Below are 16,713 nucleotides of genomic sequence, written 5' to 3' on the forward strand. Positions count from 1 at the left end.
AAGGCAGAATTTGCAGCTTTTACCCATTAGACGCTAGGCATTTTATCCAATTTATAATCGACGGTATCGAATATGAACTACACACTCAAAAATAAACGCGCACTCGTCACCGGAGGCAGTCGCGGTATCGGGGCCGCCATAGTTAAGCGTTTAGCAACTGAAGGTGCTGATGTCGCTTTCACCTATACCAGTTCGCCCGATCACGCTAAGGAAATCGCCGAGGCAGTCCAGGCGCTCGGCGTTCAGGCCTTGGCCATCCAAGCCGACAGCGCTGAAGCCAGTGAGGTGGTGGCTGCTGTTGAACAGACAGCGGACAAATTTGGCAGCATTGATATCCTCGTCAATAATGCAGGTGTAGCGATGATGTCCCCGATCGATGATTTCACACTTGCGGACTTTGATCGCACCTTTGCCATTAATGTGCGTGCCGTATTTGTGGCGGCTCAAGCCGTAGTCAAGTATATGCAAGAAGGCGGACGCATAATTAACATTGGCAGCACCAACGCCGAACGTGTGCCATTTGCTGGCGCCTCTGTTTATGCCATGAGCAAATCTGCTCTACAAGGTCTTGTGCAAGGGTTGGCGCGTGACCTCGGCCCGCGCGGAATTACAATCAATAACGTCCAGCCCGGGCCGATCGCTACCGATATGAATCCCCCAGAGGGCGAGTTTGCCGAGATGCTCAAAAAGCAGCTAGCACTGCCCCGCTACGGCACTGTTGAGGAGGTTGCAGGGATGGTCGCTTATCTGGCTGGGTCTGAGGCAGCTTACATCACTGGTGCAAACCTAATGATTGATGGAGGATTCAGCGCCTAACTGCCACAGGTGTAGACAACTACAAACATAAATCCTCAGCAATCAGCGAAACTACACTAACTGCAAGTATGCTGAAACCTTTAGCCAGAGATATTTTTAGTTAAAACCGCATATTTAGCTAAAATTGTCAATGATTGTATCGATTGCATTTCCAGTATGTGGAATCCCAAGGAAGTATCTTTGTCAATAATGAACTTTTCTTTATATCTCTGGTTAAAACAGCACCGTATGCTTGTTGGAGCAATGCTATTTGCGATCGCGATCGCAGGCTGTAATAACTCTGTGAAATCACAACCACCTGCTGGGAATACTCCATCGGTTGCAAATCTGATTGCGTCTGGTCCAACCCCAGCACCAGCCTCTCCTACACAAAGCTCTGAGCAGCGAGCAGTTCAAGTCATTCGTGACTATTACAGTGCGATCGCCCGTCAAGACTATAAACAAGCTTACTCAGCTTGGGATGGAAATGGAGCTGCTAGCAAGCAATCGTTTGAGCAGTTCAAGCAGGGTTTTGCCAACACCACATCCGTTGCTGTAGAGATTGGAAAACCTGGTAGACCAGACCCAGGTGCAGGCTCAATCTACATTGAGATTCCGGTTACTATTACTACTGTTACCACCAATGGAACTCCACAGCGATTTCGCGGCAGCTATGTGCTGCGACGAGTCAATAATGTTCCTGGCTCAACTCCAGAGCAGCGTAAATGGCATCTCTACTCGGCAAAAATTACTCAAGTCAAATAGCCTGCGGCAAAACGCTGGTTTCCTAAGTTATTCCTAGTCGGTTATTAGCCTGTTGGCATACCCATCAGAGCGATTCGAGCAACCAATCGCTCTATTAGACGGGGCGAACTTAATCTCATTCTCTCAGGATTTGTGTAAAAACTGGTACAGATGGGCGCATATATACAATTACTTTCAAACCAACCATTAAACTGGACGACAACCAGACAAAATACTGTGCATATTTACTACTTGTCCAATAACTGCGATCGCAGGCGCACCAAATCCCGTTTCCTCTACCTGTGTGACTATTGTTTCCAATGTCCCAATTAATTCTTCTTGTTCTGGGCGCGTACCCCAGCGTACCAAAGCAATCGGCGTTTCTAAATTCAACCCAGCTGTGATTAATTCTTCTACAATATAAGGCAGATTGTGAATTCCCATATAAATTACAATGGTTTCGGAACCGTGAGCGATCGCACTCCAATTTACTTGCGGTCTATACTTACCCGCCGCTTCATGACCAGTTACAAATGTGACTGACGAACTATAAAGCCGATGCGTCAAAGGAATACCTGAGTATGCTGCTGCTGCAATTCCCGAAGTGATCCCTGGCACAACTTCCGTTGATATTCCAGCTTTGACTAATTCTTCCATCTCTTCGCCACCGCGACCAAAAATAAACGGATCGCCACCCTTTAGCCGCACTACAATTGCATTATCCTGCGCTTTATCAATCAGCAATTGAGTTGTTTCTGACTGGAACAGCGAATGTTTTCCCCTCCGTTTACCAGCATTAATTTGCTCGGCTTGGGGATTAATCATTGCTAAAATTGCCGGACTCACTAAGGCATCATAGATAACTACATCTGCACATTCCAATAAACCTTTCGCCTTCAGGGTAATTAGTCCTGGATCTCCTGGCCCTGCACCTACTAAATAAACCTTTCCTAAATACTTGTTATCCTGTTTTTCTGTGCGGTTCATCTCTGTGTTAAATCCCAAATTAGCTCGGCTAATTCTGCACTTGCTCCCAATGGTTTGGCCAGTTGGAAATTCACCGCAGAAAATTGTAATTTTAGTTCCTCTATTGAGGTGGCGATCGCATCGGTTATTCCACCAGGGAATAAAAAGTATGGGACAATTGCAATTTCCCGATAACCAGCATCTACCAACTCTTTCACCCGTGATTCTAAACTAGGAGGCCCAGCCCAATAAGCAGTCACAGCTTTCAAACTCGCCGCCATTGCTTCCACAGTTTCTTGCGAACCTGGGCGACGACTACCATGAGCTAAGAGAATCCATGCTTCTGCTTTTATAGCAGCTATTTGTTTTGCCAGCAATTTCTCTAAATTGGGGTGAGAGCCTAAATATGGTTCCAACTCAATGATGATATCTTGACCAGCAGCCTGTTGTGCGAGTGCTACTTCGGCAGGAATATCTGTCATCACATGTACTCCCGGCAGCAGAAATAGCGGTACAATTTTGAGGCGATTTTCATTTTGAGACTGTGGGCAATCGCCAAAAGCGCTTTTAGCAAATTGTTGAATCTGCTCGTGTAAAGGCTGAGGACTCATTTCCAAAGCAGCGATGCCAACCAAATGTTCGCTATTTGCTGAGTTGTGGTTTTTTGACAATTTGTGACATATCAGCCTAGCTAGTTGCTGCATAGCAATTTCTGGGCGCGGGTCGCGGCTTCCGTGAGATAGTAGTAGATAGGCAGATGACATCGGTAAATTGAATTCTTAGTTACTATTCTTATTTAAGATTAAGCTGGGGATAATTAAGTACTCTGGTAATTATTGAAACTATTATTAATTACTAAATAGAAGTATTCTTAATCACTTTTATATTCTCCCCGTACTCTTTACCTTATTGTTCTTCGGCAGTGTAAGTATAAAATTGATCGAAAGCTCCTACCGTTTCAAATTTGTACGAAGGTATCCAAGAGTTTATTTTGAAATCTGTACGGTAAATGCTAAAAATAACGAAATCTTGCCTTTCTGTGGTCTTGGCAATAATTTTTTGGATTTGTGGATTAGCCGAGTCAACTAACTTATCACAATTAAAACGGATTAAATTTTCAAGAATATTTGTAGTTTTTTTACATACATCGGTTTTTAAGTATTTTGTCAGCCGTTGAACTGCATATTCTTCATATTCAACCTGACTGGGATTGGTTTTCGCCATTGTCACACCCAAGGCGGCGAGTCCTACTGCTGCTCCAGTATACGCGATGATGGTCAATGGTTTCATATTTTCCAAATAAAATTCATTGTAATTGTTAGATTCCAGAGACTCTAAATCAACTAAGTCCGTTCCTTGAAGAAAAACTCTTGATCGCTTGCCAAATTGTTGCTATAATTCAAATTGTTGAATGGCGAGCGTAGCCAAGTGGTTAAGGCAGTGGTTTGTGGTACCACCATTCGTGGGTTCGAGTCCCATCGTTCGCCCTAGATAATTTAATATTAATATCTACACTCCTGTAGAAGGTGGGTTAGATGGTGTAAATCCTTGTAATCATAACTTTAACAAGGATAAGCATATGCGATCTGTAGCTTTATAGACCCTAAGACTGGCGATCGCACTCCTAAAGTCATGACCAAGTTCATCCTTAATAGTATGGGTATTCTAAAACGGACATTAGCATCTAAGAAGGAACACGGCAAGATACAGGATTCTGCCATAAACCATGAGGTTTGCTGGGTGCATTCGCTGTGAGTTCCAACTCCCCTTTGGCATTTATCACCCACCCTGTAGCTTCTACAATGGATTTTGGTGTATCAGTAGTAGGTTTGATGGTAACAGGTGGACTCTTGCGGTTTCTGGTGCTGGGATTGAGCGTTACCCAATCTACCATAACTGTATCAGGAGAAAGAAAGTTATAGGGATTGCGGGGTAAACCGCCACGTCCAGTGATGATAAATGAACTAGCTTGTTGCTTGCTTCTAGGGCTACAGCTAGTATCAAGTAGCTGGGAAGCATCTACTATGTTTGCGGGTAGTTCTACCCTAGTGAACTGTAGTTCTGTTGTTCCTTCTAAGGAAGAGCCTGCCTGTGAAAATAAAGTGATGTCATTTGTTGGCAGGTTACGTGCGTCTACTTGGGTTAGATCGTTCATTCCTAGCAATCTCACCAATTCTTCTCGATCACGCACTACCATACCAAAAACCCCAAAGGCTCTAATCGTAATTCTACCTCCCTTACCAGTGAAGGCGTTAGTAATGATATCGCTATTTTCATTGGGAGTGGCGATGATAAAGCCATCTGGTATATTAAGCGTGAAATTGCCGCCGTCTCCACCAGCCTGTTCAGTGCCTGAGACAGTAGATATTTCACTTTTACGCCGCAAGAGCAGTAAATCCCGTACTGATAAATTAATATTTCCTCCACGACCCCCACTACTGAATCAGCTAGAAGTTTTCCTTGGTTGTCTAGTTTGATAAAGCGAGTCGCAACTTGTAAGTCACCTGCATTCCCTGTTCCCACAATACTCACATTTATTTCAGCCCGATTGGTTACGGAGAGTGAACTAGTGTTAATATTAACGTTACCTCCACTACCAACGGCTTGCACCTCCACATCGCTAAATGCACCACTGGAAAACGCGCCATCGCTACTTGTGCCATTAAAGGAAACCTGTTCGCGTGTATTGATGTTGATATTGCCTGCATCTCCCCGTCCTCTGGTGCTGGCAACTAGTTGAGCGCCATTGGTTACGGAAAGTAAACTAGTGTTAATATTAATGTTACCTCCCCTACCAACGGCTTGCACCTCCACATCGCTAAATGCACCACTGGAAAACGCGCCATCGCTACTTGTGCCATTAAAGGAAACCTGTTCGCGTGTATTGATGTTGATATTGCCTGCATTTCCCTGTCCTCTGGTGCTGGCAACTAGTTGAGCGCCATTGGTTACGGAAAGTGAACTAGTGGTAATATTAACGTCACCTGCGTTGCCCATGCCCGTAAAACCCACTTCGCTAAATGCACCACTGCCAAACCTGCTATCGCTAGTTGTGCCATCGAAAGAAACTCTATCGGTAGCTTGAATCAAGATTCTGCCTCCGTTTCCTCGCCCACGAGTGCTAGCAATCAGAGCAGCGCCATTATTCAGAGTTACTGACTGAGCTTGGATATTAATATTACTGCCATTACCTACTGAACCCTCACGTATATCACTACCAATAAGACTGTTGTCTATAACTATTGCTCCTGTGGCATTTAGCGTAATATCTCCCGCCCGGCTGCTAGCCGTCCTCAACCCTGATGCTATTCCAGCTATGAAGCTACTACTTTCTCTAACATCGATATTCTGGGCGTTAATGATAATACTGCCGCCACCAAAACCACGGACATCTACCAAAAAATTGTTGCTTAAAGACACATCTGCTCGTGGCACAACTGTAGGAAAATTTAAGTTCAGCAGGTTGCCGTTGCTATTCCCATTCAATTCAACCATCCCCTCTCCTGCCAACCCTCCTAACTCAACTCGCCCACCAAAAGCATTTAATTGCCCCCCATCCATGCTGAGATTACCACCCACCAGCAGTAAACTTTTACCATCTGGTACTCGTAAACCAAATGCATCAAAGCCTGCTGGATCTGTTCCGGTGGGTGCTATTGAGTTATTTTGAATCCCTCCGTTTTGATTAATTTGATTAAACAGCAATGCTGAAGGATTAATAGTCAACAATGGTGAAGGGATATTTTGATCGGTAGCGCTAAAAAATCCGATATTTCCAAATTGCAGTGCATTAGCTGTTGTCCCAACAAAAGAACCACCAATATCCAACCGCGCATTCTGACCAAAAATAATCCCTGACGGATTAATCAGAAACAGGTTAGCTGTACCGTTAGCGCGAATTAATCCATCAATGTTAGAGACTGACCCACCCGTTACTCTACTGATGATATTCTGAATATCTACAGCATTATTGAACAAAACAGCGCCGTTAGTAGGCACAGAGAACTCCCTAAAGCTGTGAAACAAATTACTTCCTGCTTGCGTTCCCCCTGTGATATTGAGGGTGCTGCCGTCTGATGTAACAATGGAATTATTAGGCAGAGTGCCATCGGTGATTATTTGGGCAGAAGCATAATTTGCACCCAAAGCGATCGCACCCCCCATCGCAATACCCAAACACCAATTAGTAGTCATCCCAAACATTACACCTCTAAACTTTGTAACAGATGAACTCTTTTTTGAGTTAACCACAATTAGTGTTCGTCAAGTTAATACCTTCAGTTCTGATTCATATTAAAGATGACAAAATGTTACGTGCAAACAAATCCGACTTGTTCTATTTAGAATAAAGCACACCGATGTTATGACCTAATAGTTTTGGACGGGGCAACGCATTCGACGCAAACCACTCTAGTAGTCTGCCAATCCAAAAATGCGCTTGTGAGGGCTGGGGAAAGGGGAAAGGGAATTCATGGTAAGGGATTTAAACCCTTTCCCCTTCATATTAAAATTCCCGAATTTTATAAAAAATCGGGAATCTAGCCTTAGAAGTTTTTGAACGCACATTTAAATTTTAAAAAATGCCTAGAAGAACGATCAAAGTCAGCCCACAGAAGGCAAGTAAAGACATAATCAAAATGTTGCCTATGCTGTGGTCAGAAGCTGTTATTTTATCTGTATTGGTATCCATATAAATTGACCAATTTTAAACAACTTTTGTCTAAATTATAACTATGGAGAACAAATATTAGTTTGTTTTTGAACAAAAATTGATTTTAATTCATTTAAATTTAAATAAATAGTTGAATTCCAGCAAAATCATTAACTTTTGTTTCAAATATTTTAAAAATAATTATAGTAATACTATCAATTATTACCCAAATTAACACAATATAGGAATCTTATTTGATTTTTGAAAATATTTACCTTATATACAGCAGATTTCAAGGAAAGTGAACTACACAAACTAAGTCTCAAAGTCTATTTTACTTCTGTTAGCGCAGCCCATTCTGACCAAAGCAATGGAAACGTCTCCGGCTTTGCTCCTGAATTATGAATTATGCTGTATGTGCTGATAATCAAAATATACGCAAATAAATGATATAGTAAAGATTACATTAAGCAATTGAGGGCGTGATAGTTTGTGCCCCAAGTATTATTATGCAGTTATTTAGTAACCTCTATCAAAAGAAATAAAAATTGTATTCCTTTAGTGAGATCCAAAAATACTGAGTCATAGATACTTTAGGTAAAGAAGAACACGCTTTAAGTGTCTGCTAAAAAGTTGATACTTGTATGTACACAGGTAAATATAATTTATCTGTGTTGTTTCGTGTTTATATGTGTCTAACAAAAGGTAGAGGCTAATTTGTCTTGCCTAGAAAGTTAACAATGCAAACATCGTCATTTAGTGGAGTTGCTATGTCTGAATTGCTTCAAGCAGTCTTAGATAGTGAAGAAAGAAGTGATTTACGTTCTTTTCTTAGTGAATTACGCCAAAAAGAAAAGAAGTACTTGCTGCGGAATGACATACTCAATGTATATAGTGAGTATTGCTCCAAATCCCAGAAACCTGAGACTTTTTACACTTCCTCGGAGTTAGGCAAACTCATTTACTATACTCAGGAAATAATTCAAGAGGACTCAAACTTCTGTTTCATTATCCGTTCTAAGATTGCCAGCCAAGAAGTTTATTGGTTGACATCAGACTTAAGCATTGAGCCGATGACGGTGCAGGATTTGTTGGATCTGCGCGATCGCTTGGTGGACAAATTTCATCCTAACGACGGCGGCTTGCTAGAATTGGACTTCGGCCCGTTTTATGACTACACCCCAGTCATCCGCGACCCTAAAAATATTGGTAAAGGGGTAGAATTTCTCAACCGCTATCTATCCAGCAAAATATTTCAAGACTCCAAACAATTGCTCGACAGCTTATTGAATTTCTTGCGCCTGCACCACTACAACGGTGTGCAACTGCTACTCAACGATCGCATTCAATCACAGCAGCAACTTTCCGAGCAAGTTAAGAAGGCGATTGGTTTTGTTAATAATCGCCCCGAAGATGAACCCTACGAACAATTCCGCTTCCAATTGCAGTCAATGGGTTTTGAGCCGGGTTGGGGTAACACCGCAGCGCGAGTGCGGGAAACCTTAAGTATTCTCGATGAATTGATTGATTCTGCCGATCCTCAGACCCTAGAAGCATTCATTTCTCGTGTCCCGATGATTTTTAGAATCGTCCTAGTGTCAGCTCACGGTTGGTTTGGGCAAGAGGGAGTTTTAGGGCGTCCTGATACCGGCGGTCAAGTAGTTTACGTCCTTGACCAGGCAAAGAGCCTAGAGAAGCAGTTACAAGAAGATGTCCTGCTTGCGGGTTTAGAGAAATTGAATGTCGAGCCAAAGGTAATTATTCTCACCCGCTTGATTCCCAATAGTGATGGTACTCTATGTAATCAACGGCTAGAAAAAGTTCACGGTAGCGAAAATGCCTGGATTTTGCGAGTGCCTTTACGGGAATTTAATCCTAATATGACTCAAAACTGGATTTCTCGGTTTGAGTTTTGGCCTTATCTAGAAACTTTCGCCATTGATTCCGAAAGAGAACTACGGGCAGAATTTCACGGCACACCTGACTTAATAGTTGGAAACTATACTGATGGAAATTTAGTAGCATTCTTGTTGGCGCGACGGCTAAAAGTTACTCAATGCAATGTTGCCCATGCTTTGGAAAAATCTAAATACTTGTTCAGTAACCTTTACTGGCAAGAATTAGAGGATAAATATCATTTTTCCTTGCAATTCACAGCTGACTTGATTGCCATGAATGCTGCCAATTTTGTGATTAGTAGCACCTACCAAGAAATTGTCGGAACACCGGATAGTGTGGGACAGTACGAGTCTTATAAGTGCTTCACTATGCCGGAGTTGTATCATGTTACCAATGGCATTGAATTATTTAGTCCCAAATTTAATGTCGTACCACCGGGAGTAAATGAAAATAATTACTTCCCTTACACCCGAAATAAAGACCGGGTAGAGAGCGATCGCCAACGCCTTACAGAAATGCTCTTTACTCTGGAAGACCCCACGCAAATCTTTGGCAAACTCGACGATCCTAACAAGCGCCCTCTCTTCTCAATGGCGCGTCTTGACCACATCAAAAACCTCACAGGTTTGGCTGAATGTTATGGTCAAAGTAAAGAATTACAAGAGCATTGCAATTTAATTTTAGTAGCGGGTAAATTACGCGTCGAAGAATCAGATGACAACGAAGAACGCAGCGAAATTATCAAACTCTACCAAATAATTGACCAGTACAATCTCCACGGGAAAATTCGTTGGTTGGGTGTGCGTCTCTCCAAAACTGATTCTGGTGAAATTTACCGAGTCATTGCCGATCGTCAGGGAATTTTTGTCCAACCAGCTTTATTTGAAGCTTTTGGTTTAACAATTTTAGAGGCGATGGTTTCAGGATTGCCAACTCTTGCCACACAGTTTGGTGGACCACTGGAGATTATTCAAGATAAGGTGAATGGCTTTTTGATTAACCCAACGAATTTAGAAGAGACAGCCACCAAAATTGTGGATTTTGTCACAAAATGCGAACAAAACCCTAACTATTGGAGTGAAATTTCCCAACGAGGAATTGACCGAGTTTATAGCACCTATACTTGGAAAATTCACACTAGCAAGCTGTTATCATTAGCACGGATTTATGGCTTCTGGAACTTTACCTCAAAGGAAAATCGAGAAGATTTATTGCGCTATATTGAGGCTTTGTTCTATTTAATTTACAAGCCAAGAGCGCAACAGCTATTAGAACAGCATCAGTACCGTTAGTTTGTCATTTGTCATTTGTGAGCCACTGCGGTCTTGGGGTCTCCCCAAGTTAAGCACGTGGCGTCATTTGTCATTAGCCAAGGACAAATGACTAAGGACAAATGACTAAATTGTTAACGCACTCCAAGTTCGTTGACCAACTACTCCATCCACACCTAAATTTTGCTGGTTTTGAAAGGCTTTGACAGCAGTCTCTGTTAGGGCGCCAAAAATCCCATCTACTCTCACAGCATAACCGTTAGACACTAATAACTGTTGTAAGGCTCTGACAGCAATACCAGAACTACCAAAATAAAGAGTTGGTAGTTGGCTACTAAACTTCTGAAACCGTCCTGTAGCCTTTGTACGGATTTTACCTTCAGACTGAAAAGATTTCTTAGGCTTACCGAAGTTAGAAGAAATTAGTCCCAGATTCTTTTTGCTAATTTTCTGAAGTATGTGTTCTTTTTTTAGTTTTAGCGTTGAGAGAGAAGCCTGGGAAATCTCATCTGTCTGCATAAATTCAGGTGGCGTAACTTTAGCAGCTATCTCTAACTGACTCTGTTTTGATTGGTTTACGTCATTTTCCATCTGTAATAATTGCTGCTGTGGCAAATTGGTTCCAGATGCTTGTCTTATTGTTAACACGCCCGTCATCATCAGGCCAATTTCATTCATTTTCGTTTATTTTACTTCAACCACTATTTCTTTTAACCAACATTTGCTGTCCGGGATAGTAGATACTGACCGATTAAAAAAGTCATGTACTAATTTTTCCAGGTAATATTTTCATGTTCATATTTGCTCACCCCCGATTCCATTTAATCAGATTAATATCATTAATCAAGCCATCAAGTTATTAGACATATTATCTAAATCAATGGTTTAGACAATAACATACTATACGATCGCTAGGGAATCCCATCAAATAAATTTACCTAGTTATATTTAGTTCATACTTGGTATACCTGATGTGCTTTTATCATGTTTATACTGCCAGTAATAATACTACTCAATTCATAGAGTCAGTTTTTGAACTATTGATTAAAAGCTCTTAAGTTCAAATACTTTTTATCAATCACAATTTATGTAAATACGCTTTTGTTAAGGATTATTGCTCTTTGAAGACGCGATAAATCGCGTCTCTACAATAAGGGTTTTGTTGCTCATTCTGAACTGGATTACAACTTATGTCGCTCTTTCAAGCTATTCTCGAAAAGCGCGCACTTTCACCTCAAAAGAATGAAACCGCACAACCTTGTTGCACGGTACTTCTTCATCTTTTATCATCTCGCCACAAAGCAATACCGCCTAATAAACCAGTGATATTGGGGATGAGTTTGACATTTAACGGGAGCTGTAAATTCACTCTTACCGCTTCACCACCGCCAATGTAAAGGTGGTCATAATTAAACAGATGTTGCAAGGATGCGATCGCTTTTTCTAAACGCCTATTCCATCTTTTCTCACCAATTTTTTCTAACTCTGCACGCCCCAACTGCTCCTCAAAAGTCTTTCCTTTGCGAAACGGATGATGCCCCATTTCCATATTTGGTACTAGCTTACCATCCACAAATAAAGCCGAACCAAACCCCGTACCCAGAGTAATCACCAATTCGACACCTTTACCAGCGATCGCACCAAATCCCTGCATATCTGCATCATTAATCACCCGTACAGGCTTGTTTAAGTGTTTTAATAAAGCTGTTTCCAAATCAAATCCGATCCAATCTGGATGTAAGTTTACCGCTGTTTCCGTGACTCCACACCGCACCACACCAGGAAAACCGACCGAAACGCGATGAAATTCACCTTGAGCCGCTGCTAACACCACAATTGCATTAATTACAACCTCCGGTGTCGCAGGTTGAGGTGTATCTAAACGCGCTCTTTCTGTTACAGGATGCCCCGTAATATCCAAAACTATAGCCTTAACACCACTACCGCCAATATCAACTGATAAGGTACGAATCGATCCATTTTCTTCAACCATTGAGTTACATCCTTGTTAATGCTTGTTATTTCGTTATTAATTATGCTCTGCTGCATTTGATAATATCTTGGATGTTTGGAGAGTCTTTATATTGGTAGGGAGTGGGCAGATGCAGTAAATTTTCCCCCCCTGCCCCCTGCCCCCTGCCCCTCTGCCTCTTTACCCTATGCCCAAAGTTAAAAATCCCATACATTCGATGCCGGACAGCATCTAGATTTGTTAATCTAAGAATAATGGAAATAGTACTAGCGTAGCTGCTTAAAATCTATCGGGCAGCAAATTTCTATTAAAAGTAATATAAGAGAAAAAATTATGACGGCGTTTGAACCTCAAAGCATCCGCTCGTATAGTCAAGAAGATGTCCAACAAATTCTGCACTTAGCGATCGCTCGTCAGGCAGATGATAAAGACACAGAATTTTCTTATGAGCACATATTAGAAATTGCTGCTGAGTTAGAAATTTCACCTGAGTCTTTAAAATTAGCAGAGCGCGATTGGGTATTACAACAGGGTCAAGTTCAACAGCGAAAAGCTTTTGACGCTTACCGCATCAGAAGATTTCAGAAGCGTTTAAGCAAATATGCAATTTTCAATGGCTTTTTTATACTGCTTGATTTAATTACTGGTGGCGGAATTTCTTGGTCGCTGTACATTTTACTATTCTGCGGATTGCCTGTAGCACTTGATGTCTGGAATACTTTTCAAATCAAAGGCGAAGAGTATGAAATGGCATTCCAAAAATGGAGCCGCAACCATCAGATTAAGAAAACCATCAGCACAGTTTTGAATAAGTGGTTTAAGGTATTACAGGCTTAATCAAAACTTTCTCTAACCCTAACCCATCTCTACTTAATTCCCCCCGTTTCTGGGGGGAATATTTTGCATCGAACTTAACTAGATACTGAATTAGCCGCCTCGGAAACCTTCTCAGGGGGTGGAAAGCCGCCCATACGAATCTCTGAAGTGAAGGAAGTGATGCTAAATCCACCAAAACTTTTGAGGATATTTACCCGCATTCGCAAATTGGGGCTAGCAAACCACAGGCGTTCCTCTGAGAATATGTTTTCATCCTCTGTAGTTAAGATCAAAGCACCATCGCTGTCAAATTTATAGCGTCCGGGAACTGGAGTTTTATTGGCATCAACTATTTCTCTCAGTAACCTGCCTTGGGGACGGATTATCCGCATCAGGTACCGAAACTAATACAGTTGAACCACTGTGTTTTGCTCGATCCTTGTCCATTGTGCCGTTCCAAGTAATTTTGGTAGCAGAGGAAGCAGCACTAGGATTAATGTTGTAATTTTGACACAACTCGATTACTTCTGGACGATCTACTGCTAGCGACTCAATGATGATATCTGACTTGCTATGTTCCGATTGGTTAAAAGCCAAATGTTGACTAGTACGATGAGAAAACCATTTACCAGTACTTAACTGAAAAAACTCTTCAATATTCATGAATGAAATTACCCTGCATCAAAATGCTAAAATTCCCACTTAATTATGATTAAAAGGTAGCAGGAGCCTTTAATATTAAGCTTGATTGCCTATTTCCTCAAGCTTCTTGAGGCCAATTCTGGCTGCCTCGGCAACGTTGAAATGATTGTCTTTTTCCAGGTATTTTAAAGCTGAGACACTCTTGGGAGTGGGAAGATTTCCCAAGGCTTCTGCTAAACGCTGCCTGACTAACCAATCATCTGATTGGGCGAAGCGCAGGATCTTATCTACAGACTCGATGTCTTTAATTTCTCCCAGTGCAGAGATTGCAGCTTGTTGCAACACGACTTCTTTGCTATCCAATGCCTGAAGAAGAACTTGACGGGCACGGGGGTCTTTAATATTACCTAGAGAAACAGCTGCACTAAAACGTACTAGCCAATCAGTATCTTCATAAAATGCCCGTGAAAGCACCTCAAAGGCTCTGGCATCACCCAAATATCCTAAAGCACCGGCGGCATCAGCGCGCATACCATAATCGGGGTCATTTTCGAGAATTTTTACCAAAATTGAATAACATTCTGGTGTTGGCTTGATTCCCAGAGCAAATATTGCCATCGATCGCAGTTGCAAAGATTCATCGTCTAGTACCTTTTTAATTAAAGGGACTGCATCCTCAGGCGCAACATGACGCAGATTAGCAAGGGCTACCATGCGATCGCGTAAATTCGGGCTTTCTAGCTGAGTAGAAATTTCTTGTAAGCTTAGAGCTGCCATTTAGTTCAAAGCGTTTTCTTTACTTATCTTAATTTACCCGATCTGTTCATCAGGCTGTCGCCATACTTAAGTAGGAGTTTGGCGACTTTACAAAATGGCTCAATTATGAATGGCGATCGCGCTTACACCAGTGAAGGAAATCGGTGTAAAGCGTCTGCCAATTGGGAAAATCACCCGCATCCATACCCCGCTTCCATTCCTCTCCCCGTTGGCGTGGTAACAGAGCGTTGGTCATTGAGTTTCGACTGCGCGGTAATCGAGCGAAGTCGAGATTCAACTACCGCGTAGCCGAAATGAGTCGTACCACTTGCCTACGGCACGCTCCGCGAACGTGGAAGCAAGCTACGCGGAGCGTCTCCAAGAGTTGTGCAGCCTGCCGTTAGGCAAGCAGAGAGAGGCTTTAATTCCCCCTTCCCTACAAACAGGGTGGTTTCATACAAGCAGAGAAAAACTAAAACTGGATTTCAAAGCCTCTCCCCCACGGGGGGAGAGGTTTGGAGAGAGGGTGGAGTTTCTAAATCTTTTCCGGAGATGTCTATTAGCGTTTTTAAAATAGTATTTGGGGTAGCAATCGATTATGTACTTTTGTAAAGATATAACAAGAAGTTGCGTAAAGTTATTTGCTTGACCTGAATAACTTAATACAAGTTCCCTTAAACATAAAATCACAAGCCTAAAAAACTGCTTTGCAAAAATATCTCTAAGAAAAATACAAATGCTAGCAGAAATAGATTGTATGAAAATGAGTCAGCATCAGTCAACAGCTTTTCCTATAGAAATCCAAGTAATACCTACCCAGTCAGAAAAAATTATCGATCGGTCTTCAGTACCTAAGAGCAATTTAGACTTTGAAAATAAAGAGGAAAAACAACAACGTCTAGCTATTCTAGCAGAAGACACACGACGGAGGCTGAAACGAAGTGCTATGGACATTTATTGCATTGGTGTCAACTTGTTAGAAGCTCAAAAAATTACCGAACATGGCGAGTTTCTACCTTGGTTACGACAAGAGTTCGGAATGGGAAAAACTTCAGCCTATGAGTTTATTCACGTTGCTAGAGCATTTGAGTCTAAAATTCCGATTATCGGAAATTTAATTAATGGCATTACTCCTACTGCTCTTTATAAACTGGCTGCTCCTAGTACGTCTGAAGCGGCTAGAGATGAAGCAATAAATATTTTGAAAACAGGCGCAGTAGTCGATCCAGAGGTTGCTAAAAATCTCATCAAAAAATATAAAACTTCTAAAACAGTAAAGGAACAGCAACAAAAAGTTTTTTCAGTTAGTCAGCAGATGGATACAAATCAAGTAGAGGCATTAGTCTTACCCAAGACTGAGGTTTATAGCATTGAACAAACAACCACTAATCATCTGCCACTTTCTTCTCCACTTCAACAAAATGAACTGCAAAAATTGGTAGCGGAGCGTGATGCTTATAAAGCACAACTAGAAGCACTGCAAATAAAAAATCAGAAACTTAAGCAAGATATTGCAAAACTTCGTTCAGAACTAACTTTATTACAAACTAGTAAAGCTAGCAGTAGTTAGAGCAATCTCTGATATAGGACTAGTATTTGATTTTTGAAATTACTCGTAGAGGCAGGGAACAGGCAATAGGCAATAGGCAATAGTGAAGAAGAGGATTATAAGTGTACGGATTTTTTTCAGAAATCAAACCGGATTCCTATACTTGTCTAAGTACTAATTATTGAGCTAACTTTCATCTAGTAGAATCAATAGATATCTTCAAAAATTAAATATGCATTATCCATAAACCTTGTAGAGACATAGGTAGCATTGCTACATCTCTAAATTTATTTATTTCATATTTTTAATATGCTCCTTTGAAGCTTGCAATTATAGACATTTGCCAGAAAGTAAGGAGTTTATAATTTATATAGCCCTGATTTTTTTGATGTAAAAGGTCTTCTACAGCGCCATTCACGATCTGACAATCTCTTCCAGTGCTAGCCTTTGCTAAGGCTCTGTACATCTAGCTTTTATTTAAAAATCTATTTTTGATAAATTCCTAAACTGGATAATTTTTCCAGTTTTAAAGGATGTCTGAAAACTTTTTGGTGTAGTATTTGAGACCTATAGATCCCCCTAAATCCCCCTTAAAAAGGGGGACTTTAAGAAGCTTTTCCCCATTTTTAAGGGGGGCTAGGGGGGATCAAGA

General features: G+C 41.4%; 14 protein-coding genes, 1 tRNA gene and 1 pseudogene. 6 read left to right on the forward strand and 10 right to left on the reverse strand.

Going from position 1 to position 16,713, the window contains the following annotated elements; all coding sequences use genetic code 11:
- Window positions 1-72: 72 nt before the first annotated feature.
- Both NSTCB13_RS04025 and NSTCB13_RS04030 read left to right on the forward strand, forming a co-directional pair.
- Window positions 73-816, forward strand: a complete 744-nt coding sequence (locus NSTCB13_RS04025) for an SDR family oxidoreductase (protein ID WP_448271407.1) — start codon at window positions 73-75, stop codon at window positions 814-816.
- 189 nt (window positions 817-1,005) lie between these two features.
- A complete protein-coding gene (locus NSTCB13_RS04030; RefSeq protein ID WP_448271408.1) occupies window positions 1,006-1,560 on the forward strand; it encodes a hypothetical protein in 555 nt (184 codons plus the stop codon).
- 186 nt (window positions 1,561-1,746) lie between these two features.
- Here the strand turns inward: NSTCB13_RS04030 and cobA are convergent, their stop codons facing one another.
- The 3 genes from cobA to NSTCB13_RS04045 form a co-directional block, all read right to left on the reverse strand.
- On the reverse strand, window positions 1,747-2,526 hold the full coding sequence (gene cobA / locus NSTCB13_RS04035; protein WP_448268724.1) for a uroporphyrinogen-III C-methyltransferase: 780 nt from the start codon (window positions 2,524-2,526) through the stop codon (window positions 1,747-1,749).
- Window positions 2,523-3,269: a sirohydrochlorin chelatase gene (locus NSTCB13_RS04040; protein WP_448271409.1), complete on the reverse strand. Its 747-nt coding sequence runs from the start codon at window positions 3,267-3,269 to the stop codon at window positions 2,523-2,525. Before NSTCB13_RS04040 ends, cobA begins: the two co-directional genes overlap by 4 nt.
- Before the next feature lie 142 nt (window positions 3,270-3,411).
- Window positions 3,412-3,795, reverse strand: a complete 384-nt coding sequence (locus tag NSTCB13_RS04045; RefSeq protein ID WP_445628468.1) for a DUF4359 domain-containing protein — start codon at window positions 3,793-3,795, stop codon at window positions 3,412-3,414.
- Window positions 3,796-3,919: 124 nt separating this feature from the next.
- On the opposite strand from NSTCB13_RS04045, the gene NSTCB13_RS04050 reads away from it, so the two are divergent.
- A tRNA-His gene (locus tag NSTCB13_RS04050) sits at window positions 3,920-3,992 on the forward strand.
- Window positions 3,993-4,189: 197 nt separating this feature from the next.
- On the opposite strand, the gene NSTCB13_RS04055 is transcribed toward NSTCB13_RS04050, so the two are convergent.
- A complete protein-coding gene (locus tag NSTCB13_RS04055; RefSeq protein ID WP_448271410.1) occupies window positions 4,190-4,702 on the reverse strand; it encodes a hypothetical protein in 513 nt (170 codons plus the stop codon).
- Window positions 4,696-6,699: a two-partner secretion domain-containing protein gene (locus NSTCB13_RS04060; protein ID WP_448271411.1), complete on the reverse strand. Its 2,004-nt coding sequence runs from the start codon at window positions 6,697-6,699 to the stop codon at window positions 4,696-4,698. The genes NSTCB13_RS04055 and NSTCB13_RS04060 overlap by 7 nt, the downstream gene beginning before the upstream one ends.
- Before the next feature lie 1,227 nt (window positions 6,700-7,926).
- Here NSTCB13_RS04060 and NSTCB13_RS04065 point away from each other — a divergent pair.
- A complete protein-coding gene (locus tag NSTCB13_RS04065) occupies window positions 7,927-10,347 on the forward strand; it encodes a sucrose synthase (RefSeq protein WP_448273118.1) in 2,421 nt (806 codons plus the stop codon).
- 105 nt (window positions 10,348-10,452) lie between these two features.
- Here the strand turns inward: NSTCB13_RS04065 and NSTCB13_RS04070 are convergent, their stop codons facing one another.
- Window positions 10,453-11,004, reverse strand: a complete 552-nt coding sequence (locus tag NSTCB13_RS04070) for a peptidoglycan-binding domain-containing protein (protein ID WP_448268731.1) — start codon at window positions 11,002-11,004, stop codon at window positions 10,453-10,455.
- 598 nt (window positions 11,005-11,602) lie between these two features.
- A complete protein-coding gene (locus tag NSTCB13_RS04075) occupies window positions 11,603-12,319 on the reverse strand; it encodes an ROK family protein (RefSeq protein WP_448271412.1) in 717 nt (238 codons plus the stop codon).
- A 312-nt stretch (window positions 12,320-12,631) separates the two neighbouring features.
- On the opposite strand from NSTCB13_RS04075, the gene NSTCB13_RS04080 reads away from it, so the two are divergent.
- Window positions 12,632-13,135 carry a 2TM domain-containing protein gene (locus NSTCB13_RS04080; RefSeq protein ID WP_104905232.1) on the forward strand — a complete coding sequence of 168 codons (504 nt, stop codon included), beginning with the start codon at window positions 12,632-12,634 and terminating at the stop codon, window positions 13,133-13,135.
- A 74-nt stretch (window positions 13,136-13,209) separates the two neighbouring features.
- On the opposite strand, the pseudogene NSTCB13_RS04085 reads toward NSTCB13_RS04080, so the two are convergent.
- The 3 genes and pseudogenes from NSTCB13_RS04085 to NSTCB13_RS04095 form a co-directional block, all read right to left on the reverse strand.
- A pseudogene (locus NSTCB13_RS04085) lies at window positions 13,210-13,777 on the reverse strand (phycobiliprotein lyase).
- A 75-nt stretch (window positions 13,778-13,852) separates the two neighbouring features.
- Window positions 13,853-14,533, reverse strand: a complete 681-nt coding sequence (locus NSTCB13_RS04090; protein WP_445628473.1) for a HEAT repeat domain-containing protein — start codon at window positions 14,531-14,533, stop codon at window positions 13,853-13,855.
- Window positions 14,534-14,636: 103 nt separating this feature from the next.
- Window positions 14,637-14,768: a hypothetical protein gene (locus NSTCB13_RS04095; RefSeq protein ID WP_448271413.1), complete on the reverse strand. Its 132-nt coding sequence runs from the start codon at window positions 14,766-14,768 to the stop codon at window positions 14,637-14,639.
- A 480-nt stretch (window positions 14,769-15,248) separates the two neighbouring features.
- Between NSTCB13_RS04095 and NSTCB13_RS04100 the strand changes: the two genes are divergently transcribed.
- Window positions 15,249-16,082, forward strand: coding sequence for a DUF3102 domain-containing protein (locus NSTCB13_RS04100; protein WP_448271414.1), 834 nt, complete (start codon window positions 15,249-15,251; stop codon window positions 16,080-16,082).
- Window positions 16,083-16,713 lie beyond the last annotated feature (631 nt).

The sequence above is a fragment of the Nostoc sp. DSM 114160 genome (assembly GCF_053470305.1).